Source organism: Achromobacter spanius (genome assembly GCF_003994415.1).
Taxonomy (GTDB): domain Bacteria; phylum Pseudomonadota; class Gammaproteobacteria; order Burkholderiales; family Burkholderiaceae_B; genus Achromobacter; species Achromobacter spanius_C.
This window is the reverse complement of record NZ_CP034689.1, coordinates 3454971-3478087: the sequence shown is the minus strand read 5'-3', so window position 1 is coordinate 3478087 and position 23117 is coordinate 3454971. Positions and strand designations below refer to the sequence as shown.

At 63.3% G+C, this 23117-nt stretch carries 20 protein-coding genes; 12 read left to right on the top strand and 8 right to left on the bottom strand.

Annotated elements, in window-relative coordinates; translation table 11 throughout:
• Positions 1-157: 157 nt before the first annotated feature.
• The 5 genes from rdgB to ntrC all read left to right on the top strand — a co-directional run bounded on the left by rdgB (position 158) and on the right by ntrC (position 6355).
• The gene (rdgB, locus tag ELS24_RS15795) at positions 158-781 is read left to right on the top strand and encodes an RdgB/HAM1 family non-canonical purine NTP pyrophosphatase (RefSeq protein ID WP_050446879.1); all 624 of its coding nucleotides are present in this window, start codon (positions 158-160) and stop codon (positions 779-781) included.
• Between the two features lie 5 nt (positions 782-786).
• Positions 787-2007: a radical SAM family heme chaperone HemW gene (hemW, locus tag ELS24_RS15790; RefSeq protein WP_050446878.1), complete on the top strand. Its 1221-nt coding sequence runs from the start codon at positions 787-789 to the stop codon at positions 2005-2007.
• 183 nt (positions 2008-2190) lie between these two features.
• Positions 2191-3603, top strand: a complete 1413-nt coding sequence (glnA, locus tag ELS24_RS15785; RefSeq protein WP_050446877.1) for a type I glutamate--ammonia ligase — start codon at positions 2191-2193, stop codon at positions 3601-3603.
• 191 nt (positions 3604-3794) lie between these two features.
• The gene (glnL, locus tag ELS24_RS15780) at positions 3795-4859 is read left to right on the top strand and encodes a nitrogen regulation protein NR(II) (RefSeq protein ID WP_046804936.1); all 1065 of its coding nucleotides are present in this window, start codon (positions 3795-3797) and stop codon (positions 4857-4859) included.
• Positions 4859-6355, top strand: a complete 1497-nt coding sequence (ntrC, locus tag ELS24_RS15775) for a nitrogen regulation protein NR(I) (protein ID WP_050446876.1) — start codon at positions 4859-4861, stop codon at positions 6353-6355. The genes glnL and ntrC overlap by 1 nt, the downstream gene beginning before the upstream one ends.
• Before the next feature lie 229 nt (positions 6356-6584).
• Here the strand turns inward: ntrC and ELS24_RS15770 are convergent, their stop codons facing one another.
• Entirely contained in the window at positions 6585-7499 is a 915-nt protein-coding gene (locus tag ELS24_RS15770; RefSeq protein WP_050446875.1) for a LysR family transcriptional regulator, read from the bottom strand.
• A gap of 177 nt (positions 7500-7676) precedes the next feature.
• Here ELS24_RS15770 and ELS24_RS15765 point away from each other — a divergent pair, with 177 nt between their 5' ends.
• Positions 7677-8375 carry a pirin family protein gene (locus tag ELS24_RS15765; RefSeq protein ID WP_127184667.1) on the top strand — a complete coding sequence of 233 codons (699 nt, stop codon included), beginning with the start codon at positions 7677-7679 and terminating at the stop codon, positions 8373-8375.
• Between the two features lie 126 nt (positions 8376-8501).
• Positions 8502-9407: a pirin family protein gene (locus ELS24_RS15760; protein WP_127184666.1), complete on the top strand. Its 906-nt coding sequence runs from the start codon at positions 8502-8504 to the stop codon at positions 9405-9407.
• A gap of 25 nt (positions 9408-9432) precedes the next feature.
• Here the strand turns inward: ELS24_RS15760 and ELS24_RS15755 are convergent, their stop codons facing one another.
• From ELS24_RS15755 to ELS24_RS15745, 3 genes are all read right to left on the bottom strand, one after another.
• Positions 9433-10209, bottom strand: coding sequence for an ABC transporter ATP-binding protein (locus ELS24_RS15755; protein WP_127184665.1), 777 nt, complete (start codon positions 10207-10209; stop codon positions 9433-9435).
• 5 nt (positions 10210-10214) lie between these two features.
• Positions 10215-11897 (bottom strand): ABC transporter permease, encoded by a 1683-nt coding sequence (locus ELS24_RS15750; protein WP_050446872.1) that lies wholly within the window; start codon positions 11895-11897, stop codon positions 10215-10217.
• 112 nt (positions 11898-12009) lie between these two features.
• Positions 12010-13053 carry a Fe(3+) ABC transporter substrate-binding protein gene (locus tag ELS24_RS15745; protein ID WP_050446871.1) on the bottom strand — a complete coding sequence of 348 codons (1044 nt, stop codon included), beginning with the start codon at positions 13051-13053 and terminating at the stop codon, positions 12010-12012.
• Positions 13054-13314: 261 nt separating this feature from the next.
• On the opposite strand from ELS24_RS15745, the gene ELS24_RS15740 reads away from it, so the two are divergent.
• Positions 13315-14091: a ferredoxin--NADP reductase gene (locus tag ELS24_RS15740; protein WP_050446870.1), complete on the top strand. Its 777-nt coding sequence runs from the start codon at positions 13315-13317 to the stop codon at positions 14089-14091.
• A gap of 77 nt (positions 14092-14168) precedes the next feature.
• Here ELS24_RS15740 and ELS24_RS15735 read toward each other — a convergent pair.
• The 4 genes from ELS24_RS15735 to ELS24_RS15720 all read right to left on the bottom strand — a co-directional run bounded on the left by ELS24_RS15735 (position 14169) and on the right by ELS24_RS15720 (position 18383).
• Positions 14169-15517 (bottom strand): IS3 family transposase gene (locus ELS24_RS15735; RefSeq protein WP_428839643.1). Its coding sequence is split into 2 segments (ribosomal slippage): positions 14169-15070 and positions 15070-15517, totalling 1350 coding nucleotides; the frame shifts between segments, so codons are not numbered across the junction.
• A 113-nt stretch (positions 15518-15630) separates the two neighbouring features.
• Complete coding sequence (locus ELS24_RS15730) at positions 15631-16596, bottom strand: Bug family tripartite tricarboxylate transporter substrate binding protein (protein ID WP_050444662.1); 966 nt, start codon at positions 16594-16596, stop codon at positions 15631-15633.
• 42 nt (positions 16597-16638) lie between these two features.
• Positions 16639-17028 carry an AtuA-related protein gene (locus tag ELS24_RS15725; RefSeq protein ID WP_050444663.1) on the bottom strand — a complete coding sequence of 130 codons (390 nt, stop codon included), beginning with the start codon at positions 17026-17028 and terminating at the stop codon, positions 16639-16641.
• Positions 17025-18383 carry an acyclic terpene utilization AtuA family protein gene (locus tag ELS24_RS15720; protein ID WP_127184663.1) on the bottom strand — a complete coding sequence of 453 codons (1359 nt, stop codon included), beginning with the start codon at positions 18381-18383 and terminating at the stop codon, positions 17025-17027. Before ELS24_RS15720 ends, ELS24_RS15725 begins: the two co-directional genes overlap by 4 nt.
• A 95-nt stretch (positions 18384-18478) precedes the next feature.
• On the opposite strand from ELS24_RS15720, the gene ELS24_RS15715 reads away from it, so the two are divergent.
• The 4 genes from ELS24_RS15715 (at position 18479) to ELS24_RS15700 (ending at position 23052) form a co-directional block, all read left to right on the top strand.
• Positions 18479-19393: a LysR family transcriptional regulator gene (locus tag ELS24_RS15715; protein ID WP_050444665.1), complete on the top strand. Its 915-nt coding sequence runs from the start codon at positions 18479-18481 to the stop codon at positions 19391-19393.
• A gap of 108 nt (positions 19394-19501) precedes the next feature.
• Complete coding sequence (locus tag ELS24_RS15710) at positions 19502-19888, top strand: Rid family detoxifying hydrolase (RefSeq protein WP_050444666.1); 387 nt, start codon at positions 19502-19504, stop codon at positions 19886-19888.
• A 39-nt stretch (positions 19889-19927) separates the two neighbouring features.
• Positions 19928-22018 (top strand): ATP-dependent DNA helicase RecG, encoded by a 2091-nt coding sequence (gene recG / locus ELS24_RS15705; protein ID WP_050444667.1) that lies wholly within the window; start codon positions 19928-19930, stop codon positions 22016-22018.
• A gap of 83 nt (positions 22019-22101) precedes the next feature.
• Positions 22102-23052, top strand: coding sequence for a LysR substrate-binding domain-containing protein (locus ELS24_RS15700; RefSeq protein ID WP_127184662.1), 951 nt, complete (start codon positions 22102-22104; stop codon positions 23050-23052).
• Positions 23053-23117 lie beyond the last annotated feature (65 nt).

The following is a 23117-nucleotide window of genomic DNA, read 5'->3' as shown; positions in this document are numbered from 1 at the left end:
GATTGCTAATGTTGACGACACAATATGTCTGCGTTGTTGCCGGTGAACGCGACGCGCAATCTTCAAGTGCTGTTACATGGGTGTCAACCGAGATTTGCCCTTGCTTTGCATCCGGACTGGGGCCGCCCGCCTGCGCACGCCCTATACAATTTGCCCCATGACTTCCCCCAAGATTCCCGAATCCCTGCGCCGCATCGTGCTGGCGTCCAACAATGCTGGCAAATTGCGTGAGTTCTCCGCCTTGTTCGCGCCGCTGGGCGTTGAACTCGTGCCTCAAGGCGAGCTGGGCGTGCCCGAAGCCGAAGAGCCGCACGTAACCTTTGTTGAAAATGCCTTGGCCAAGGCGCGCCATGCCAGCCGCTTGACCGGTCTGCCGGCGTTGGCCGACGACTCCGGCCTGTGCGTGGCCGCACTGGACGCTGCCCCCGGCGTGTATTCGGCCCGCTACGCCCAGATGCACGGCGGCGAAAAATCCGACCAGGCCAATAACACGTTGCTGGTGCGCAACCTGGCGGGTGTTACCGACCGCCACGCCTGGTATGTGGCGGTGCTGGCCCTGGTGCGTTCGGAAAACGACCCGTGTCCCATCATTGGCGAAGGCCTGTGGCACGGCGAGATCATCGACCAGCCCGAAGGCGCGAACGGCTTTGGCTACGACCCGCACTTCTACCTGCCCGACATGGCGCTGACGGCGGCCTCGCTTGACCCTGAAGAAAAGAACCGCGTCAGCCATCGCGCCCGCGCCTTGCGCGAACTACTGAGCAAACTCAGCCACGCCTAACCCGCATGTCCATCACCATTCCGATCCGCAACGACATGGGCGCGTCGCCGTCGCGCGTGCGCCTGCCGCCCGGCGCCACGCTGACCAGTCTGCCGCCGCTGTCCATTTATGTGCATGTGCCGTGGTGCGTGCGCAAATGCCCGTATTGCGACTTCAATTCCCACGCCGCGCCGGGCGAGATCCCCGAACGCGCGTATCTGGACGCGTTGCGCAGCGACCTTGAACAGGCGCTGCCTTCCATCTGGGGCAGGCAGGTGGTGTCCGTGTTCATTGGCGGTGGCACACCCAGCCTGTTGTCGTCAGCCGGCTTGGACGAACTGCTGGCCATGCTGCGCGCCTGTTTGAATCTATGGCCTGACGCCGAGATCACCATGGAAGCCAACCCCGGCACCGCCGAGGCCAGCCGCTTTCGCGACTATGCAGCAAGCGGTGTCACGCGCTTTTCGCTGGGCATCCAGAGCTTTGACGACGCGCAACTGCAAAAGCTGGGCCGCATCCATGACGCCGCACAGGCCCGCGCCGCCATCGATATGGCGCAACGCGCCGTCTCGCGCGTGAATCTGGACATGATGTTTGCCTTGCCCGGCCAAAGCCTGGACGCCTGTGTGGCGGACCTGCGCCAGGCCATCTCGTTCGGCACCGAGCATCTGTCGCTGTATCACCTGACGATGGAACCCAACACCGTCTTCGCCAAGTTCCCGCCCGCCGAACTGCCCGATGACGACACCAGCGCGGCCATGCAGGACGCGGTCGAAGCCGAACTCGCGGCAGCCGGCTTGGCGCGCTACGAGGTCTCTGCCTATGCCAAGGCCGGCGCGCGTTGCCGCCACAACCTGAATTACTGGGAGTTTGGCGACTACCTGGGCATCGGGCCCGGCGCGCACGGCAAGCTGTCATTTCACGACCGTATCGTGCGTGAAGCCCGACTGCGCAATCCGGATTCCTGGATGCAGGCAGCCATGGCGCGCGACGGCAGCCATCTGGCCGAAAGCCGGCAGGTGGGGCCGGACGAGCTGCCCTTTGAATTCATGCTCAACGCGCTGCGCCTGAAGGACGGCGTACCGGCCACGGCGTTCAACGAACGCACCGGTTTGTCGCTTGCCGCCATTGCGCACCAATTGGAGGCAGCATCGAAACGGGGCTTGCTGGATGCGGATCCAACCCGGCTGAAGGCCACGCCCTTGGGGTGGCGCTTTCTGAACGACTTGCAGGAAATGTTCCTGTAGTTGCTTTTGCACCAAAACGGAGCAATCATGCTCCATCTTTTGCACCATTATGGTGCTTCGTGTTTCCAGAAGCGTGCGGTTTTCCCCCGGGATTGCCTAGGGAAACCTGGCACGCTTATTGCTTCCCTCTTTTATGCCAGTCGAGCGGCAAAGCCCTCGACCCTTTTATCTAATGGAGATGACATGGCAAGCCCGAAAGACGTCCTGAAACAGATCGCCGATAACGAAGTCAAATTCGTGGATTTCCGCTTTACCGATACGGTTGGCCGTGAGCACCACGTTTCCGTGCCCACCTCCGCCATCGACGAAGACAAGCTGGAAAGCGGCCAGGCTTTCGACGGTTCGTCGATCCCGGGTTGGAAGGGCATTGAAGCGTCCGACATGCTGCTCATCCCCGACTGCTCGTCCGCCAACCTGGACCCGTTCCGCGAAGAGCCCACCCTGATCCTGTCGTGCGACGTCGTTGAACCGTCCGACCTGAAGGGCTATGACCGCGACCCGCGTTCGCTGGCCAAGCGCGCCGAAGCCTACCTGAAGTCCTCCGGCCTGGGCGACACCGCCTACTTCGGTCCGGAACCCGAATTCTTCGTGTTCGACGGCGTGACCTGGAACACCGACATGTCGGGCACGTTCGTCAAGATCAAGTCCGAAGAAGCCTCGTGGTCGACCGGCCTGGAATTCGAAGGCGGCAACACCGGCCATCGTCCCGCGGTCAAGGGCGGCTACTTCCCCGTGCCCCCGGTTGATTCGTTCCAGGACATGCGTTCGGAAATGTGCCTGCTGATGGAACAAATGGGCGTGCCGGTTGAAGTGCACCACCATGAAGTGGCCGGCGCCGGCCAGCTGGAAATCGGCACCAAGTTCAGCACGCTGGTTCAGCGCGCCGACTGGACGCAGATCGTCAAGTACGTGGTGCACAACGTGGCCCACGCCTACGGCAAGACCGCCACGTTCATGCCCAAGCCCGTCGTCGGCGACAACGGTTCCGGCATGCACGTGCACCAATCCATCTGGAAGGATGGCCAGAACCTGTTCGCGGGTAACGGCTACGCCGGCCTGTCGGAATTCGCGCTGTACTACATCGGCGGCATCATCAAGCACGCCCGCGCCCTGAACGCCATCACCAACCCGGGCACCAACTCGTACAAGCGTCTGGTTCCGCACTACGAAGCCCCGGTCAAGCTGGCTTACTCGGCCCGCAATCGTTCGGCCTCGATCCGCATTCCGTACGTCGGCAACCCGAAGGGCCGCCGCGTTGAAGCGCGTTTCCCGGACCCCCTGGCCAACCCGTACCTGGCTTTCTCGGCCCTGATGATGGCCGGCCTGGACGGCGTGCAGAACAAGATCCACCCGGGCGATCCGGCCGACAAGAACCTGTACGACCTGCCGCCGGAAGAAGACGCAAAGATCCCGACCGTGTGCTCCTCGCTGGAACAAGCGCTGGAAGCCCTGGACGCCGATCGCGAATTCCTGACCCGTGGTGGCGTGTTCAGCAACGACATGCTCAACGCCTACATCGACCTGAAGATGGCCGATGTGAATCGTCTGCGCATGACGACCCACCCGGTCGAATTCGACATGTACTACAGCCTCTGATCGTTTAGAGGCTGTGGCGGGGGGAGCGCGATGATGGTGGCAGCAACCAGGGCCCACACATCGCGCACCACCAGGTCGCGGCTCGACGGTTTGTCCGCCAGGCATCACGCCTGGCGGGCAGGGCGCCGGGTTCCGGCGCCGCCGTCGCGGGCGCGTTCCGCTTTTCCCCTGTCATTCGGGTACGTTGAAAAATGAATGTAGAAGCTCTCGACCTGCTTGCCACGTCCGTTTTCCTGGTCAACGAGCGCGGCCACATTGAATACGCCAACGCCGCCGCCGAAGATCTGTTCGGCCGTTCGCGCAAGCAACTCTGCGGACACTCCGCCGCCACGCTGTTCGACACCCCAGAAAATATCCAGTCCTCCATCGATCGTGCCGCCGCCGGCCGGTACGCCGACGTCAGGCAATTGGCCTCGTTGCGGCGCGCCGCCGAATCCGTCGAAGTCGCGGTCACCACGGTGGGGCTGACGGGCCAACGCTGGCCGGTATTGATCGAAACGCGCGAGATCGAACAGCGCGTGCTGGCCGACCGCAACCATCGGCTGGTGGATGAAATAGAAGCGCACCGCGAGCTGTTGCGCAATCTGGCCCATGAAGTGAAGAACCCCTTGGGCGGTTTGCGCGGCGCCGCGCAATTGCTCGAAGCCGAGCTGCCCAGTGCAGCGCTGGCTGAATACACCCAAGTCATTATTTCCGAAGCCGACCGCCTGCAGGCGCTGGTGGACCGCTTGAGCGGCCCGCAACGTGTGCCGCTGAATGCGCGGCCGGTGAATATCCATGAAATCTGCGAGCGTGTCTGCGCGCTGATCCAGGCCGAGTTCCGCAACGATGTCACCATCCTGCGCGACTACGACGCCTCGGTGCCAGATTTGAAGGGCGATGCCGCCCGTCTGATGCAGGCGGTGCTTAACGTTGCGCGCAACGCGGCGCAGGAACTGGTTGCGCGGCCGCAAGGCCCGCAGACGGAACCCGGCGTGGTGACGCTGCGCACTCGCGTGGCTCGCCAGGTCATGCTGGCCCATCGGCAACACCGGCTGGCGCTGGTGCTGTCCATCATCGACAACGGTCCCGGCGTGCCGGACCACATCCGCGACCGCATTTTTCACCCGCTGGTCACGGCCAGGGCCGGCGGTACCGGGCTGGGCTTGAGCCTGGCTCAGGACTTCGTGCAGCAGCACGGCGGCATCATCGAATTTGAATCCCGACCCGGGCGTACCGAGTTTCGCCTGGTCCTACCGATGGAGCCCGCACACTGATGAAACCCGTATGGATCGTCGACGACGACCAGGCCATCCGCTGGGTCCTCGAAAAGGCCCTGGCCCGCGCTGGTGTCCCCACCCGTAGTTTTTCCCAATCGGCCGACGTGCTGGAAGCGCTGTCGCGCGAAACGCCCGTCGCCTTGGTGTCCGATATCCGCATGCCAGGCGGCAATGGCTTGGAGCTGTTGCGCCAGTTGAAAGAACGCCATCCCGGCTTGCCGGTCATTGTGATGACCGCGTTTGCCGACCTGGACAGCACCGTGTCCGCCTTCCAGGGTGGCGCGTTTGATTACCTGGCCAAGCCGTTCGACGTGAACGAAGCGGTGGCGCTGATCCAGCGGGCCATGCAGGAATCCGCGCAGCCCGAAAGCCCGGAAGGGCAGGGCGAGGGCGCGCAGAACAACGAGCGCTGGATGATGACGCAGTCGTCTTCCACCGCCATGCAGGAAGTGTTTCGCGCCATTGGCCGGCTGGCGCAGTCCAAGGTCACGGTGTTGATCACGGGCGAATCGGGCACGGGCAAGGAATTGGTGGCGCGTGCGCTGCATGGCCACGGTGTGCGCGCCAGCGGGCCCTTTGTGGCCTTGAACGCGGCGGCCATCCCGCGTGACCTGCTTGAAGCCGAATTGTTCGGGCACGAACGCGGCGCGTTTACGGGCGCCAATAATTTGCGTCGTGGCCGCTTCGAGGAAGCGCACGGCGGCACGCTGTTCCTGGACGAAATCGGCGACATGCCGATTGAACTTCAAACCCGCTTGCTGCGTGTGCTGGCCGAAGGCAGCTTCTATCGCGTGGGCGGCGCGCAGCCGGTGCGCGTGGACGTGCGTATCGTGGCGGCCACTCACCAGCCGCTGGAGCAGCGTGTTGAGCAGGGCTTGTTCCGCGAAGACTTGTTCCATCGCCTGAACGTGATCCGGCTGCGTCTGCCGCCTTTGCGCGAGCGCGTGGAAGACATTCCCGCGCTGGCCCAGCACTTTCTGACCGCCAGCGCTCGCACGCTGGGGGTGCCGGTCAAACGCTTGACGCCGGATGCGCTGGCCGTGCTGACCAAGTTCGACTTTCCGGGCAACGTGCGGCAGTTGGAGAACTTCTGCCACTGGCTGACGGTAATGGCGCCCGGCCAGACCGTGGACCGGGCCGACCTGCCGCCGGAAATCCGCGCGCTGGAGCACCAGCAGCAACAGCCCGCGTCGGCGCCGTTGCGTCCGGCCGCACCGATTTCAGGCATCGGCACGGTGGTGCAGGCAGGGCAGGCCGCCGATGATGGCGCGCCGCGCAATTGGCAAGATTCCCTGCTGCGCGATGCGCAATACCGGCTGGAACGCGGCGAACCCGCGGTAATGGCCACGCTGACCCGTCAGTTTGAGAAGATCCTGCTGCAAAGCGCCCTGGACGCCAGCCGCGGCCGCCGCGTGGAAGCGGCATCAAGATTGGGGATCGGGCGAAACACCATCACGCGAAAATTGCGTGAATTGGGGATTGAGGACGAGTGATGGTCTGATGGGTTGCGCGCGATCGGCGTCCAGGTTCTTCTGAACGGCATGGCGCGCTCCACCCATCCTACGCATCCGACGCACGGCACCTCGTAGGATGGGTGCAGCGCGCACCAACCGTCGCAAGAACACCGCCGTAATTCGCGCGAAACCCATCACCCCGTCCGTAGGATGGGTGCAGCGCGAACCAATCGTCGCAAGAACACCGCCGTAATTCGCGCGAAACCCATCACCCCATCCCCAGCAAACTCTCACACAGCCTGGGCGATTTCAGCTTCTGCAGCCACCATTTCAGCGCCTCCCCCGGTGCTTCGGCCCGCCAGGCGTAAGCCACGTGCTCCGTCAGAGACATCCCTTCATCCGTCTCACACACCACCAACAAACCCTGCGCCAGATACGGCGCGGCCATCGTCAATGGCAAATAACCGCACCCCAGCCCCCGCACCTGCGCGTCAATCTTTGCCTGCATTGACGGCATGACCAGCGTGGCCTGATCCGCCAGGATGCCGCGCGACTGCGGCGGCAGGTTCCGCGAAGTATCCGCCACCACCACCGCGCAATATTTCGTGATGTCCGCGCGGCTCAGGGGCTGCGGCAAGGACGCCAAAGGATGGTGCGCCGCCACGCAGAAACCAAACTGGGTCGTGCCGATGGCTTGCGATCGATACGGCCCGGTGGGCTCTGCATTGGCCCCCGCGCCGATGACCAGGTCCGCGCGGTTGGACGTCAACGCATCCCAGTTGCCACTTAGCACTTCGCTCGAAAATCGCAGCGTCGTTGCGCTTTCCAGCGTCTGGAATTCAGCGATCAGGTCATACAGCGGCCGCCACGGCAACACCGCGCTGACCGCAATGCGCAGTTCCACCTCCCACCCCGTGGCAATTCGCTTGACGCGGCAAGCCAAGTCATCCAACGATTGCAGCACATGCCGTCCGTCCTTCAGCAGCGCCTCGCCCGCTGGCGTCAGTAACGCGCGATGCCCGGAGCGGTCGAACAGCAACACGTCCAGCCCATCTTCCAGCTTGCGTATCGAATAAGTAACCGCAGAGGGCACTTTGCCCAATTCCCGGGCTGCTTTGGCAAAACTGCCGTGGCGGGCGATGGCGTCTACCAGGATGAGCAATTCAGGCGTAATGGGCTGCATATCGGGTCGGAAGTGGATATTCAAAAAATTTGAATGAGCTCGTCAAAATATAGCGCCAAAGCGCCTATGTGGCGCGCGCAGAATATCACTCATGCCAGGGGTGCGGCGAAATGGCAACGAAGCAAGGCTAGTGCCGCACCTCGATAATCATTCATATTATTGAAACAGGAGTCCGCAATGCTTACGATTCGCCGCGCTAACGAACGGGGTCACGCCAACCACGGATGGCTGGATTCGTTTCACACCTTTTCCTTCGCCAACTACTACGACCCGGCTCACATGGGCTTTGGCTCGCTGCGCGTCATCAACGACGATCGTATCGCCGCCGGACGCGGTTTTGGCACCCACGGCCATCGCGACATGGAGATCATTACCTATGTGCTGGACGGCGCCATCGCCCACAAGGACAGCATGGGCAGCGGCTCGACGATCAAGCCGGGCAATGTGCAGCGGATGAGCGCGGGTCGTGGCGTGATGCACTCCGAGTTCAACCCGCTGCCCGACACCGAAACGCACATGCTGCAAATCTGGATCGAGCCCGATGTGACCGGTATTGCGCCGGAATACGAAGAGCGCGAGTTCAGCGATGCAGAAAAGCGTGGCCGTCTGCAAGCGCTGGTGTCGCCTGATGGCGAAGGCGGTTCGATGAAGATCCATCAAGACGCGCGGCTTTACGGCGGCCTGTTTGATGGAGAAGAATCCGCCACGCTGGAACTGGCGACGGGTCGGCGGGCCTGGGTTCATGTGGCGCGCGGCACGCTGACCGTCAACGGTGTTGAGCTGTCGGGCGGCGATGCCGTGGCGATCACGGATGAAACCCGTGTCGAACTGTCTGCCGGCAAGAAGGCCGAAGTGCTGGTGTTTGACCTGGCGTAAGCCACGAGGGCCGGGCGGGAAGGGTTTCCGCCCGGCTTGTTATTTGACGAGGCCAATGGGCCTTAAGATGGCCGCTGGCCTTCTTTCTACGATGGCCTCTGGCCAATTCATGCGGAGTTCTACACCATGTCCACTTTGTCCGAAGCAGGCGAAAGCCAGATCGAAACCATCGTCGTGCCGCGCACCAGCGACCTGGGCGGTTTTTCCGTCCGGCGCGCCATTCCGTCGGCGCAGCGCCGCACGGTTGGGCCGTTCGTGTTCCTGGACCACATGGGTCCCGCAGATTTTGACGTGGGCGCCGGCATCGACGTACGGCCCCATCCGCATATCGGCCTGTCCACGGTGACCTATCTGTACGAAGGGTCGATGGTGCATCGCGACGGTGCTGGCCATACCCAGACCATTCTTCCGGGCGAAGTGAACTGGATGACGGCGGGGCGCGGCATCGTGCACTCGGAGCGTTCGTCCCCCGAAGCCCGCCTGTCGCCGCAACGCCTCTGTGGCCTGCAAATTTGGGTGGGCCTGCCCACCAAGTACGAAGAAACGGACCCTGGCTTCACACACTACGGGTTGGACGCGCAGCCGGTGATTGAAGGCGAGGGCGTGCGTGCCCAGGTTGTGGCAGGCTCGCTGTTCGGCAAGACGTCGTCCGTGAAGACGCTGTCGCCGCTCTTCTATGGCGACCTGCAATTGCAAGCCGGCGCCACCACGGTGCTGCCGGCGGAATACGAAGAACGTGCCGCCTACCTGGCGCAAGGCACGGTGGAAGTCGACGGCCAAGTCTTTGAAAGCGGACGCCTGGTTATCTTCGCACCCGGCCGCCCCGTGCAGATCCGCGCCATTACCGCCGCCCGTTTTGCCGTCATCGGCGGCGAGCCCCTGGACGGCCCGCGCTACGTCTGGTGGAACTTCGTGTCCAGCAGCAAGGACCGCATCGAACAAGCCAAGCAGGACTGGCAGCGCACGCGATTTGATCAGGTAGTGCCGGGCGACGAAACGGAATTCATCCCGCTGCCCGAACCGCGCGTCTAATTATCGGCGGCGCATCGCGGAATGTTCAGCGCCCGCGGGCGAAAGCCTGCTCGCGCTGTTCTTCCAAGGCTTCGCGGCGGATGAAGTCGCGCACGAAGTCGTTGCTGGGGCGATGGTGCAGGTTGTAGGGGGTGTCCCACTGCGCGATGCTGCCCTGGCTCATCACCCCGATGCGGTCCGCGATGGCAAACGCTTCGGCCTGATTGTGCGTGACGAGCATGGCGGTATGGCCCGTGGTCTTGAGGATGTCACGTACCTCGAACGCCAGGCGCTCGCGGGTATCCACGTCCAGATTGGAAAACGGTTCGTCCAGCAGCAGCAGGTCGGGTGAGGGCGCCAGCGCCCGTGCCAGCGCCACGCGTTGCTGTTGTCCGCCTGAGATCTCGTGAGGATAGCTGTTGGCTGCATGGGCCAGGCCCACCAGCGTCAGCATTTCTTCAACGCGGCGCGCGCGCTCGATGCGCGGCAGCTTGCGCAGGCCGAAAGCGACGTTCAGCGCCACCGTCAGGTGCGGGAACAGGGCGTAATCCTGAAACATCATGCCGACGCGGCGGTGTTCGGGCGCGACCTGCTCGGTGGGCGACGAGATCACCGTGCCGTCCAGCAGGATGCGGCCAGCGCGCACGGGCTCAAAGCCGGCAATGGCGCGCAGCACCGTTGTCTTGCCGCAGCCGGATTCACCCAGCAAGCAGCCGATATGGCCCACGGGCAGGCCCAGCGACAAGTCCTGCACAACGGGCTTCAAGCCCTTGGGCGTGTCGTAAGCCAGGGAAAGATGTTCAATTTCTAAGGGATCGGGCACGATGATCAATGTCCCATTTTCAGATTGGTGCGCGCCAGCAGGATGACGGGCAGAAGGCCGGCCAGCACGATCGCCAGCGCTGCGACGGCGCCTTCCTCGTACGTGCCGCGGGCGGCTTCAGCGTACAGCCAGGTTGCCAGCGTGTCGAAATTCATGGGGCGCAGCAGCAGGGTGGCGGGCAGTTCCTTCATGGCGTCAACGAACACCAGCAAGGCACTGGCCGCCAGCGCGGGCCGCAGCAAGGGCAGGTGGACGCGGCGCAAAGTGCCGCCCGCGCTTTCGCCCAACAGGCGCGATGCTTGTTCAAGCGAAGGCGGAATGCGCGCAAGCCCGGCTTCCAGCGCGCCGGTGGAAATAGCCAAAAAGCGAATCACGTAGGCGCACACCAGCGCCGCCATGGACCCCATCAGGAACAGGCCGGTGCCGCCAAAGACCTTGGCGACCGCCGTATCGATCCACACAAAAGGCGTCAGCAGCCCGATCGCCAGCACGGTGCCGGGCACCGCGTAGCCCAGGCTTGCAATACGCGCGCAGGCTCGGCCAGGGTTGAAGCTTGCGCTCTCGCGCAAGGTGCGGCCGGCCCACGCCACGATCAAGCCGCAAAGCAGCGTGACGATGGTGGCGCTGAACGCCACGATCAGCGTGTTGCTCAGGCCGTTGATCAGTTGCTCGGACACGCCGCCCACCAGATGCAGGCGCTTGTAGGTTTCCACCACCAGATACAAGGCGGGCGCCACAAAGCCCAGCATGACGGGAATCCAGCCCAGCACGGCGGCAACGGCGGCGGCCGGGCCCCGTAGGCGGCGCGCCTGCATCGGCCGCATGCGCTGCGTGTTGGCATAGCGCTGGCGCTTGCGGCCGTGGCGTTCGAGCAGGATCAGCCCAATCACGATGGCCAGCATCGTCAGCGCAATCTGCGCGGCACCCGCCAGGTCGGACCGCGTGACCCAGGTGGTGTAGACCGACACTGTCAAGGTCTGAACACCCAGGAATTCAGAGGCGCCGATGTCGTTCAAGGTTTCCAGCAGCGCCAGGCTGACGCCCACCACGATGGCGGGGCGCGCCAACGGCAGGGCTACCCGGCAAAACACGGCCACGCGGCCCGCGCCCAAGGTGCGCGCGGCTTCCAGCAGGCTGGCCGCCTGCGTCATGAACATCACGCGGGTACTCAGGTAAACGTAGGGATACAACACAAAGCCCAGCACGAAGATGGCGCCGTATATCGAGCGCAGGTCCGGCAAGCGAAACTGGCGCGGGCTGTCGTAGCCAAGCAGGGTGCGGATGGCCGTCTGGATGGGGCCGATGGGGTGCAGCAGGTCCAGGTAGGCAAAGGCGATGATGTACGTGGGTACGGCCAGCGGCAGCAGCAGCGCCCAGGTCAGGATGCGGCGCGTGGGAAAGTCGTAAGCGGTCACCAGCCAGGCCGCGCCCGTGCCCAGCAGTGTGACGACCACGCCCACGCCTGCCAGCAGCATCGCGGTGTTGGCAAGCGCTTGCGGCAGCACGTAGCTGGCCAGGTGCTGCCAATGCGCCAGGTCACCACCCAACGCCCACCAGCCCAGCGTCAGCACGGGGGCCAGCACGGCCAGGGCGATCAGCCCGGCGCCCGCCAGCCAGCCTGCGCCGCGTTCTGTCCAGCGCAGGCGCATTGGCCGGGGCAAAGGCCGGGGCAAAGATTCAGTGTGCATACTTCAAAGTTGATGGCATCAATGGCAAGGCCTGTTCCCTTCAAAAAAGGGAACAGGCCCAATACTGTCAGACGGCCGCATCACGCCATAAGCGCCATGCGGCTATCGGGGATCAGTTGTCGAAGCCGACCTTGTCAACCAGTTCGCTGGCTTGTTTGCGATGCTTGGCGATTTCGGTCAGGGGCAGCGGATCAACCTTCAATTCACCAAAGCTGGCAATAACCGGGTCCAGCTTCACGCCCTTGCGCACGGGGTATTCATAGTTGGCCTGGGCATACAGCGCCTGGGCGGGTTCCGACACCAGGAAGTCCAGCAGCTTGATGGCGTTTTCCTTGTGCGGCGCGTGCGCGGCGACGGCTGCGCCGCTGACGTTCACGTGCGTACCACCACTTTTCTCGTTGGCGAACGTCGGGCGGATGACTTTGATGGCATCGCCCCATTTACGTGCGTCGGTGCCGGGTTGGGCGTTCTTCATGTGGCCCACGTAGTAGGCGTTGGCCAGGCCGATGTCGCAAATGCCGCCCAGGATGTCGCGCGCCACGTCGCGGTCACCGCCCGCGGCCTTGCGCGCCAGGTTGGCCTTCACGCCGCGCAGCCATTTTTCGGTGGCTTCCGCGCCGTCATGCGCGATCATGGACGCGATCATGGCGGTGTTGTAGGGGTGCTGGCCGGAACGGATGCAGACCTTGCCTTTCCACTTCGGGTCGGCCAGGTCTTCGTAGCGGAAGGATTCCAGCTTCAGGTCCTTTTCCACATACAGCACGCGGTCGCGCAGCGACAGGGCGTACCACTTGCCGTCAGCGCCGCGCAGGTTGGCGGGAATCACCGATTCCAGGGTCTGCGACTTGATCGATTGCGTCACGCCGCCGTCAACCAGGTCCAGCAGGTTACCGATGTCCACGGTCATCAGCACGTCGGCGGGCGACTTGGCGCCTTCGGCCTTGACGCGCTCCAGCAGGCCGTCCTTGACGAAAACAGTGTTGACCTTGATACCGCTTTCTTTCGTGAAGGCGTCCAGCAACGGCTGGATCAGCTTGGGTTCCCGAGTGGTGTACAGGCTGACTTCTTCGGCGGCATTGGCCGAAACGGTGAAGGCGGCGGCGCCTGCCAGCGCGAGGGCGCGCAGCAGCGAATTCAATTGGGGACGCTTGGTCATGTCGGGAACTCCGGCTAGGGCTGCAAGGGAAGCGCCGGGCAAAAACCGGGCATTCCGCTGCTTAAAACAGTCTGCTAACGAAAATGATTATCAACTGAGAACGCGACGATAACAGGAAGCAAAGACGCGTTCAACTTTTCGTAAGCGGTGGCCGTTCCAGCCTTGATCCCTATCAATACGGCATAAGCGTATTACGGAATAATGAGACAAGTTCCCAACAAGACCTGTAGAATAGGGACAACCCTAATAAGCGAATTTGACATGGCTGCTTTCAACACAGAGCGCGTACTTAGCGTGCACCACTGGAACGACACCCTGTTCTCCTTCACCACGACTCGTGACGCGGCCTTGCGGTTCCACAACGGCCACTTCGTCATGATCGGCCTGGAAGTCGAAGGCAAACCGCTCTTGCGGGCCTACAGCATCGCCAGCGCCAACTACGAAGAAAACCTCGAATTCCTCAGCATCAAGGTGCAGAACGGCCCGTTGACGTCGCGGCTGCAGCACCTGAAAGAGGGCGACACCATTCTGGTCAGCCGCAAGCCGGTTGGCACCTTGGTCGTTGATGACCTGAAGCCCGGCAAGCATCTGTTCCTGTTCGGTACGGGCACGGGCCTGGCGCCCTTCATGAGCATCATCAAAGACCCGGACATCTACGAACGTTTCGACAAGGTCATTCTGGTGCATGGCGTGCGTTGGGTCAGCGAATTGGCCTACGCCGACTTCATCGAGAAAGAACTGCCGAACAATGAGTTCTTCGGTGACGTCGTTCGCGACAAGCTTGTGTACTACCCCACCGTTACGCGTGAGCCGTTCCGCAACCAGGGCCGCATCACCGAACTGATGGAAAACGGCAAGCTGTGCGACGACATCGGCATTCCGCAAATCAACCCGGAAACCGACCGCGCCATGATTTGCGGCAGCCCGCATATGCTGGCCGACATCAGCGCCATGCTCGACAAGCGCGGCTTCACCGTGTCACCGGGCGTAGGTCAGCCGGGCGACTACGTGGTTGAGCGCGCGTTTGTTGATAAATAATCGATAAATACGCCGCCAACATCTTGAAGCAAAAAACCCATCGCATGTGAACTGACCCCCAGAAGTTGGACGGTCAACTAAAGCCCGAAGGCCTGAGCTCGGTATTGCACCGGGCTCAGGCCTTTTAGCTTGAGCTTGATGCGATTGTGATTGTAGTAATGGATGTACTGCCGGATGCCGGCCTGCAACTGCTCGATGCTCTCGAAGCGGTTGAGGTGGAAGAACTCTGCTTTGAGCGTGCCGAAGAAGCTTTCCATGGCGGCATTGTCCAGGCAGTTGCCCTTGCGTGACATGCTCTGCGTGACGGACCGGGCGGCCAGCATGCGCCGGTAGATGGGCTGCTGGTATTGCCAGCCCTGGTCGGAGTGCAGCACGGGGCGCTCCGTCGGCCGCAGCCGCGCCAGCGCCTTCTTCAGCATGCTGCCCACGAGCTTGAACACCGGCCGCAGAGCGGTCTCGTAGGCCACGATCTCGCCGTTGTACAGGTCCATCACCGGCGACAGGTACAGCTTCTCGCCACGCACGTTGAACTCGGTCACGTCGGTGACCCACTTCTCGTTCGGACGCTCGGCCTCGAAGCGACGCGCCAACACGTTGGCCGCCACATGATGCGACTGACCTCGATATGACCGGTACTTCTTGGCGCGCACGAGCGACTTCAAGCCCAGCGCCTGCATCAGCTTCTGCACCGTCTTGTGATTCACCAGCTCACCTGCCTGGCGCAGCACCGCCGTGATCCGGCGGTAACCATAGCGGCCCTTGTGCTGCGCATAGACCGCGTCGATGCGCTGCTTGAGCTCGGCGTACGGGTCCACGGCGCCAAGCGCCTTCAGGTGGTAATAGAACGTGCTGCGCGACAGCTTGGCTGCTCTCAGCAATAGCGCCAGCGGATGACGATGCCTCAACCCTTGGACCATTTGCGCTTTTTCACCAGCGCTTCGGTCCGTTCCGCTTGGATCAAGGCATCGAGTTTTTTTAGGTAATCGAGCTCCGCTCGCAGGTACGCGTTCTCTTCGCGCAACTGCTTCTCTGTCATGTCCTTGGCTGTTGGCTCGGGTGGATACTTGTGTGGCATGGCGGGGCTATCTCGACGTCTGGGCGCCAATGCGCCCATTCCGCCCTCATCATACCCACGACGCCATTTGCCGATGGCCCCGGAATCGCCCAAGTTGTAAACCGCCACAGCCTGCCTGTCCGACAAGCCGTCCTGCTCGATGCGCTTCAACACCTCAAATTTGAATTGCGCCGAATACCGCTTGCGCGGCCTGACTAAACCAGCCCGTCCATGCAGTTGGTAGACAGCCACCCATCGCCGCAGCAACGCATAGTCCACGCCGACCTCCCGCGCCACTTCCGCATAACTATGCTGTTCAGACAGATACCGCCGGACAGCGTCCAGCTTGAACTGCTCGTCGTACTTTGCCATGCAAAAAACCCCCGAAGGATGGATCAAAGTCCAACTTTCGGGGGTCAGTTCAATGCGATGGGTTTTTTGCTGTGTGGCAAGTCATGGGCCATGGCGGTCAAAATGCGCCGCCATCATTCGGGCTTGATGCCCGCCTTCTTGATGATTTCGCCCCACTTCTTTGATTCGGCTTGCTGGAACTTGGCCAATTCGTCCGGCGTGGAGCTGGCGGCGTCGGTGCCGGTCTGGGCATAGAACTGCTGGGCCGGCTTGGCCTTGGTGGCGTTGACCAGCAGTTCGTTCAGGCGCTTGACCACGTCAGGCGGTGTGCCGGCCGGCGCGTAGGCCGCGAACCAGTAGCCCATTTCATAGCCGGGTACTCCTGCTTCGGCAATCGTCGGCACGTCCGGGGCCAACGGCGAGCGCGCCGTGCCCGTCACGCCCAGGGCGCGCAGCTTGCCGGATTTGACTTGCGGCAGGCCGGTGGCCGTGTCGGTAATCATCATGTCGATCTGGCCGCCCAGCAGATCAGTGACTGCCAGCGGATTGCTCTTGTACGGCACGTGCAGCAGTTGCACACCGGCCATCTGCTGCAAGAGTTCACCCGCGATGCGGCTGCTGGAACTGCCGCTGCCAAAGCTCAGCTTGCCCGGCTGTTTCTTGGCTTGCGCCAGGAATTCCCCCACGGTCTTGGCCGGCGAGCTGGGGTTCACCACCATGATCTGGCCGCCTTTGCCCAGCAAGGTGATCGGCGCGAAGTCCTTCACCGGGTGATAAGTCAGCGATTTGTACAGGTGCTCATTGGCGGCGTGGGTAGTGTTGGTGGTGATCAACACCGTATAGCCATCCGGTGTGGCCCGCGCACCGGCGGCGGCGCCGATCATCGCGCTGGCGCCCGGCTTGTTTTCAATGACCACGGCCTGGCCGGTTTGCTCGGTGACGCCCTGGCCGATAGCGCGGCCGATCTGGTCGGTAGCGCTGCCGGCTGCAAACGGCACGATGAAGGTAATGGGCTTGGTGGGGAACGATTGAGCCAGGGCGGTCAAGGGCAGGGCCGCGGCCAGCAACAGGGCCAGGCGGCCCTTGGACGAAATACGCATGTTGTGTCTCCTGTGGTGTTTTTTTATAGGGGGTGAAAAAAATCAGGCGGCCGCGGGACGGTCGCCGGGTACATCTGGCAGCCGGCGCGCCAGTTCAGCACTGACCTCCACCGTCAGGTCCAGCAATCTGAAAGACAGGCTTTTGCCGTGCGTGTCGAGGTTCAGCGCGTCATTCACGCCGCCGTCCAGCACGCCGTCCAGCACAAAGTTCATGGCATGTAGAGTGGGGATCAAATAACGCGTGACGCGCGCGGGATGGCGGTACGCGAACCAGTCGGCCACGCGCGCCTCGGTCACTTGCGCCACCAGTACCTCGTAGCATTCGGGGTCCCAGGCAATCAGGCTCAAGTTGGAAATATTGCCTTTGTCGCCGGAACGGCTGTGGGCCAGGCGGTATAGCGGCACGGCCTGCGGGTTTGACGAGTGGGTCATGGCGCGATGGCCTCCAGGAAACTCCAGCCGCTGTGTACAGCGTCGCGGGGGATGGTGCATGACACCATGTTCAGCCGGGGGCGCAGCGCCGTGCGTACGCCGCCGCCGCCCGCGGGGCCGCAGGTGTAAAGCGCTGTCACTTCGCGCAGGATGCGCTCGGCCTGGGCACGGTCGGCGTGTTCGCCCGCCAGGCGCAGGCGTACGTCGCGCGCATGGGAATCGGGCAGCGCGCGGCGCAATTCGCCGGCGTCGTCGCCCAGGATGCTGATGGCGCCGATCAGATCGGCGCGCAAAGTGAATTCGGATCCCAGCCGCTTCTGCACGATGTCCGCGGCTAGGCGGGCACGCGCTTCGGCTTGTACGCCGGCGTAAGAGATCTCGGCTTCGGCCAGCCAGCCGCCGCGATAGCAGACGTTGACCTTCAATTCGGACGGCCGCGCGTGGCCGGTGATGCCGTGTACCGCAACGCGGTTGCCACCCAGTTCCACGACGCGCGCCTGGCTCAAGTCAGCCACCACATCGGGCGTGAGATAACGCGCGGGGTCGTGGACTTCATACAGAAGCTGTTCCTTCACCGTGCGGGCGTCCACCGCGCCGCCGGTGGCATCGGCCTTGCTGATGATGAATTCGCCGTCGGCATCAATCTGCGTAATGGGAAAACCCGCCGCATGCACGTCAGGCACCTCTTTCAATCCCGGTACGCAGAAATAGCCCCCGGTCACCTGCAAGCCGCATTCCAGCATGTGGCCGGCCATGGTGGCGCGGCCCAGGCGGTGCCAGTCTTCCGCGTCCCAGCCAAAATGAGCCATTGCCGGACCCAACGTGAGCGAAGGGTCGGCCACGCGGCCCGCCACCACCACCTGCGCGCCGGCCGCCAAGGCCTGCGCGATTTCCGTGGCGCCCAGATAGGCGGTGGCGCTGACCACATCGTGTCCGGTCAGCGCGTCGCCCAGGCGTTCTTGCAGCAGGGCGCGTTGTTCGGGTGTGTTCAGGGCATCGCCATGAATGACGGCAATGCGTGGCACGGGCAAGCCTTGTTCACGCGCGATGGCGGCAATGCGCCGGGCGGCGGCTAGCGGGTTGGCCGCGCCAAAGTTGCTGACGATGTTGATGCCGTGACGCAGGCAGTCCGCCAGCACCGGCGACACCAGCTCGTCCAGCAGCGGTTCATAGCCGCGATTGGGGTCGTCGTTGCGCGCCAATTGCGCCAGCGCCAGCGTGCGTTCGGCAAGCGTTTCGAAGATAAGCGTGCCGCCGCCCTGGGCGGCCAACGTGCGCACCACGGCGGCGGCGCCGTCGCTTCGGTCGCCAGAAAAGCCAGAGGCGCAGCCGATAAGCAGGGGAGATTGAGGCATGAGAGGTCCAGTCGGCCTTGCGGTTTCAGGCCACTATAGGCATACGCGGATCATCCGTAAAATAGAAAGATCGGATTAATTGATAGAGAAAAGCCATGAATCTATCCGCCCGGCAACTGCGCGCTTTTGTCGCGCTTGCCGACGAACGCCATTTCACGCGGGCGGCCCAGCGCTGCCATCTGACCCAGCCCGCGTTCAGCGCACTGATCCGTCAACTGGAAGACAGCGCGGGACTAAAGCTGTTTGATCGCAACACCCGGCACGTCGAGCTGACGGCCGAGGGCAGGGTATTGGATGCGTCCGCGCGCCGCCTGCTGGCGGACATGGACCTGGTCATGGAAGACATGCGCGACCACGCTGCCCGCCGCCGTGGACGTGTGGCGCTGGCCGCGCTGCCTTCGTTGGCGGCGGGCTGGTTGCCTGGCTTGCTGGCTCGCTTCGGCCAGGCGCATCCCGGCATTGTGGTGGATCTGCGCGACGCCTTGCTGGACCCGTGCCTGGACATGGTGCAAAGCGGACAAGTGGACTTCGCCGTGGCCTCGCGCCGCCCGGACATGACGGATCTGGACAGCGAATTCCTGCACGCCGACCGTTATTTCCTGGTGTGCCGCGCAGATCATCCTTTGGCGAAGCAGGCCAAGGTGCGCCTGCGGGACATCACCCGCTACCCCGTCATCCAGCTAGCGCGCGGCAGCAGTGTGCGCAAGCATCTGGACGAGGCTTTCGGCGCCGATGCGCCTTTGCCGGTGTTTGAGGTGGAGCATCTGGCCACCGTGACCGGGCTGGTGCGCGCCGGGTTGGGGGTGTCGGTTGTGCCCGCCATGACGCTTTTTCATTTCGCCAGCAACGACTTGCGCGTGGTGCCTTTGGCCGGACGCGCGCTGACCCGGCCGCTTTATCTGGTGCAGCGCAAAGGCCGCAGCTTGTCGGTGGCCGCGCAGGCGCTGGCTGACCTGTTGATCGCCCACCGGGGTGATATCGGCGGCGCCGGTCATCAGGCAGAGTCATGAAACAGGGATTCGATCCTCCCTGCGTCATCCGGCCACTTTCGCAAACGTCTATTGCTGGATAAACTTCAATAGTTGTAGCTTCTATCCGTCACCTGAAGGATTCCGCCCATGAGCAAGCAAATCATCCATACCGACGCCGCACCCGCTGCCGTTGGCCCTTACTCGCAAGCGGTTGCCGTTACCGGCACCAAGACTGTCTACCTGTCGGGCCAGATCGGCCTGGAGCCGGGCACGGGCGATCTGGTCTCCGAAAATTTCGATGCACAAGTGCGTCAGGCCTTCGCCAACATGCAAGCCGTGATCACCGAGGCCGGTGGCACGCTGGACAACGTGGTCAAGCTGACCTTGTTCCTGACCGATCTGGGCAAATTCACCGCCGCCAACTCCATCATGGCCGAACTCATTCCGCAGCCGTTCCCGGCGCGCTCGACCATCGGCGTGGCCAGCCTGCCCAAGGGTGCGCAGTTCGAAGTCGAAGCCATCATGGTTCTGTAAGGCGTACCCGCTCGCAGCATTTCAGGGGTTCGTTCCACCATGCCGGCCGCGGCCGTGGCTTCCAAGCGACCCGGCGCCGATAAAAATGGCGCCGGCAAACCCATGACAGATACAGAGCGCAAGCTCCGTAACCTGGGTTTGGTGCTGCCCGAGGACTTCGTGCTGCATCTGCCGCTGCGCTACGAGGACGAAACCCGCGTCATTCCGATCAGCGCCTTGCGGCCCGGCTACCCCGGGCAGGTTGAAGGCGAGATCACCAAGTCCGAAGTACAGTACCGGCCCCGTCGCCAACTGACTGCCACGCTGGCTGATGACACTGGCGAAATCCAGCTGCGCTGGTTGAATTTCTATCCCAGCCAGCAAAAGCAGATCAGCGTGGGCAAGCGTCTGCGGGCGCGCGGCGAAGTCCGCAGCAATCTGTTCGGCCGTCAAATGGTGCACCCGCGCATGACCAATGCCGATGCGCCATTGCCTACCGCGCTGACCCCCGTCTACCCCACTACCGATGGCCTGCCGCAATTGACGTTGCGCCGCGCCATCGCTCAGGCGCTGGACCGTGCCGACCTGTCTGACACCCTCCCGCCAGAAGCCCTGCAACGCTACGACTTGCCGCCTTTTGAACCCGCTATTCGCGCCTTGCACACCCCCGCGCAGGGCGAGTCCGAACAAGCGCTGCTGGACCGCGTGCATCCCGCCTGGCGTCGCATCAAGTTCGATGAACTGCTGGCTCAACAACTGTCGCTGGCCGCTGCACGGGCCGCCCGCCGTATCAAGGAAGCGGAATCGCTGCCGGTGCGTAACGAGCCGGGCGGCCTGGTGGACAAGCTGTACGCCAATCTGCCGTTCAAACTGACCGCCGCCCAAGAGCGCGTGGTGCAGGAAATTTCCGCCGACCTGGCCAAGCCCTATCCCATGCACCGCCTGCTGCAGGGCGACGTGGGCAGCGGCAAAACCGTGGTCGCCGCCATTGCCGCGGCCCAGGCCATTGCGGGCGGCGCGCAAGTGGCCTTGATGGCGCCCACCGAAATCCTGGCCGAACAACACTTCCGCAAGCTCGTGTCATGGTTGCAGCCCTTGGGCGTGAACGTCGCCTGGCTAAGCGGCAGCCTTACGGCCAAGGCCCGCCGTGAAGCCGCGGCTGCTGCCGCCGATGGCAGCGTGCAACTGGTGGTGGGCACGCAGGCGCTGATCCAGGACCACGTTGAGTTTCATCGCCTGGGGCTGTCCATCGTGGATGAACAGCACCGCTTTGGCGTCGGCCAGCGCCTGGCCCTGACCAAAAAGGGCGAAACCGTGCGTGGACGCATCGTCCCGCACCAACTGAACATGAGCGCCACGCCCATTCCCCGCACCTTGGCCATGACCTTCTTCGCGGACCTGGACGTTTCTGTCATCGACGAACTGCCGCCCGGCCGCACCCCCGTGCTGACCAAGCTGGTCTCGGACGCCCGGCGTGAAGAGGTCATCGCCCATGTCGCCCAGGCGGCTCGTGGCGGACAGCAGGTGTATTGGGTCTGTCCGCTGGTTGAAGAAAGCGAAGCGCTGGAACTGCAAACGGCGGTGGACACCTACGAAGGCATGCGGGTTGACCTGCCTGACCTGCGCATCGGCCTGGTCCATGGCCGCCTGCCTCAAGCGGAGAAAGCCGCCGTCATGCAGGCGTTCCGCGAAGGCGAGGTTGACCTGCTGGTCGCCACCACCGTCATCGAGGTGGGCGTGGACGTGCCCAATGCATCCCTGATGGTCATCGAACACGCCGAGCGTTTCGGTCTGGCGCAACTGCATCAGTTGCGCGGACGGGTAGGGCGCGGCACCGCCGAATCGGTCTGTGTGCTGCTTTACCAGACGCCGCTGTCGCAAGTGGCGCGCGAACGCCTGCGCGCCATGTTTGAAACGTCGGACGGCTTCGAGATTGCCCGACGCGACCTGGAACAGCGCGGCCCTGGTGAATTTCTGGGCACACGGCAATCAGGCATGGCGCTGTTGCGTTTTGCCGACCTGGAAACCGATGCCGCCATTGCGGAAGACGCGCGCGATGCGGCGGTGTGGTTGCGGGCTGAACACCCCGCCGCGGTCGAGGCGCATCTGGCGCGCTGGATGCGTGGCCGAGAAGACTTCCTGCGGACCTGATGCCGATGCGGCCCGCTCTTAATCTGAATCACTACAGCGCAGGCCCCAAAGCCCGCGCGCAACCCCCGGGGGCGTAGTCCACCATGACTCTCACCGAATTGAAATACATCGTCGCCGTCGCGCGCGAACGCCACTTCGGGCGCGCCGCCGAAGCCTGTTTTGTCAGCCAGCCCACGCTGTCGGTCGCGATACGCAAGCTGGAAGACGAACTGGGCGTGACGCTGTTCGAACGCGGCGGCGCCGAGGTGGGCGTTACCCCCATCGGCCAACGCATCGTTGCCCAGGCGCAGAAAGTGTTGGAAGAAAGCGCCAGCATCAAAGAAATTGCGCGACAAGGCCATGACCCGCTGGCCGGCCCTTTGCGCGTGGGCGTCATCCACACCATCGGGCCCTATCTGCTGCCCAAGCTGGTTCCGGTGCAGATCGGCCGCACCCCGCAAATGCCGCTGCTGCTGCAAGAGAACTTCACCGTGCGGCTGGTGGAACTGCTGCGCCAGGGCGAAATCGACTGCGCCATCATGGCGCTGCCCCTGCCCGAAGCGGGCCTGGTCATGCAGCCGCTGTTCGATGAACCCTTCATCGTCGCCGTGCCCAATGACCACGAACTCGCCCAACGAAAATCCATTGACGCTCAGGACCTGAAGCAGCAGACCATGCTGCTGTTGGGCAGCGGCCATTGCTTTCGTGATCAGGTGTTGGAAGTCTGTCCTGAACTGTCACGGTTTTCGGCGGCCAGCGACGGCATCCAGCGCACCTTTGAAGGGTCTTCGCTGGAAACCATCCGGCACATGGTCGCTGCCGGCATAGGCGTAACCGTTCTGCCTATCACCGCCGTGCCCGAACACCCGCCCAGCAACAGCCTGCTGCGCTACCTGCCGTTTGACGGGCACGTGCCCGAACGCCGCGTCGTCCTGGCGTGGCGCCGCAGCTTTCCGCGCCTGGCCGCCATTGAAGCCCTGGCCCAGGCGGTCTACGAATGCGAACTGCCGGGCGTGAAGATGCTGGCCGATGAGGTGGCGGCGGTACAGGACTAGCAACGCAACCCGCGCGACTCTTTTGCGCCTTATCAACGCCGTGTCTTGCCACCGCGGTTTTGTGC

What these genes read in the sequence shown, in the direction of transcription:
- rdgB (WP_050446879.1), top strand. Translation starts at nt 158, where the DNA reads ATGACTTCCCCCAAGATTCCCGAATCCCTGCGCCGCATCGTGCTGGCG.
- hemW (WP_050446878.1), top strand. Translation starts at nt 787, where the DNA reads ATGTCCATCACCATTCCGATCCGCAACGACATGGGCGCGTCGCCGTCG.
- glnA (WP_050446877.1), top strand. Translation starts at nt 2,191, where the DNA reads ATGGCAAGCCCGAAAGACGTCCTGAAACAGATCGCCGATAACGAAGTC.
- glnL (WP_046804936.1), top strand. Translation starts at nt 3,795, where the DNA reads ATGAATGTAGAAGCTCTCGACCTGCTTGCCACGTCCGTTTTCCTGGTC.
- ntrC (WP_050446876.1), top strand. Translation starts at nt 4,859, where the DNA reads ATGAAACCCGTATGGATCGTCGACGACGACCAGGCCATCCGCTGGGTC.
- ELS24_RS15770 (WP_050446875.1), bottom strand. Translation starts at nt 7,499, where the DNA reads ATGCAGCCCATTACGCCTGAATTGCTCATCCTGGTAGACGCCATCGCC.
- ELS24_RS15765 (WP_127184667.1), top strand. Translation starts at nt 7,677, where the DNA reads ATGCTTACGATTCGCCGCGCTAACGAACGGGGTCACGCCAACCACGGA.
- ELS24_RS15760 (WP_127184666.1), top strand. Translation starts at nt 8,502, where the DNA reads ATGTCCACTTTGTCCGAAGCAGGCGAAAGCCAGATCGAAACCATCGTC.
- ELS24_RS15750 (WP_050446872.1), bottom strand. Translation starts at nt 11,897, where the DNA reads ATGCACACTGAATCTTTGCCCCGGCCTTTGCCCCGGCCAATGCGCCTG.
- ELS24_RS15745 (WP_050446871.1), bottom strand. Translation starts at nt 13,053, where the DNA reads ATGACCAAGCGTCCCCAATTGAATTCGCTGCTGCGCGCCCTCGCGCTG.
- ELS24_RS15740 (WP_050446870.1), top strand. Translation starts at nt 13,315, where the DNA reads ATGGCTGCTTTCAACACAGAGCGCGTACTTAGCGTGCACCACTGGAAC.
- ELS24_RS15730 (WP_050444662.1), bottom strand. Translation starts at nt 16,596, where the DNA reads ATGCGTATTTCGTCCAAGGGCCGCCTGGCCCTGTTGCTGGCCGCGGCC.
- ELS24_RS15725 (WP_050444663.1), bottom strand. Translation starts at nt 17,028, where the DNA reads ATGACCCACTCGTCAAACCCGCAGGCCGTGCCGCTATACCGCCTGGCC.
- ELS24_RS15720 (WP_127184663.1), bottom strand. Translation starts at nt 18,383, where the DNA reads ATGCCTCAATCTCCCCTGCTTATCGGCTGCGCCTCTGGCTTTTCTGGC.
- ELS24_RS15715 (WP_050444665.1), top strand. Translation starts at nt 18,479, where the DNA reads ATGAATCTATCCGCCCGGCAACTGCGCGCTTTTGTCGCGCTTGCCGAC.
- ELS24_RS15710 (WP_050444666.1), top strand. Translation starts at nt 19,502, where the DNA reads ATGAGCAAGCAAATCATCCATACCGACGCCGCACCCGCTGCCGTTGGC.
- recG (WP_050444667.1), top strand. Translation starts at nt 19,928, where the DNA reads ATGCCGGCCGCGGCCGTGGCTTCCAAGCGACCCGGCGCCGATAAAAAT.
- ELS24_RS15700 (WP_127184662.1), top strand. Translation starts at nt 22,102, where the DNA reads ATGACTCTCACCGAATTGAAATACATCGTCGCCGTCGCGCGCGAACGC.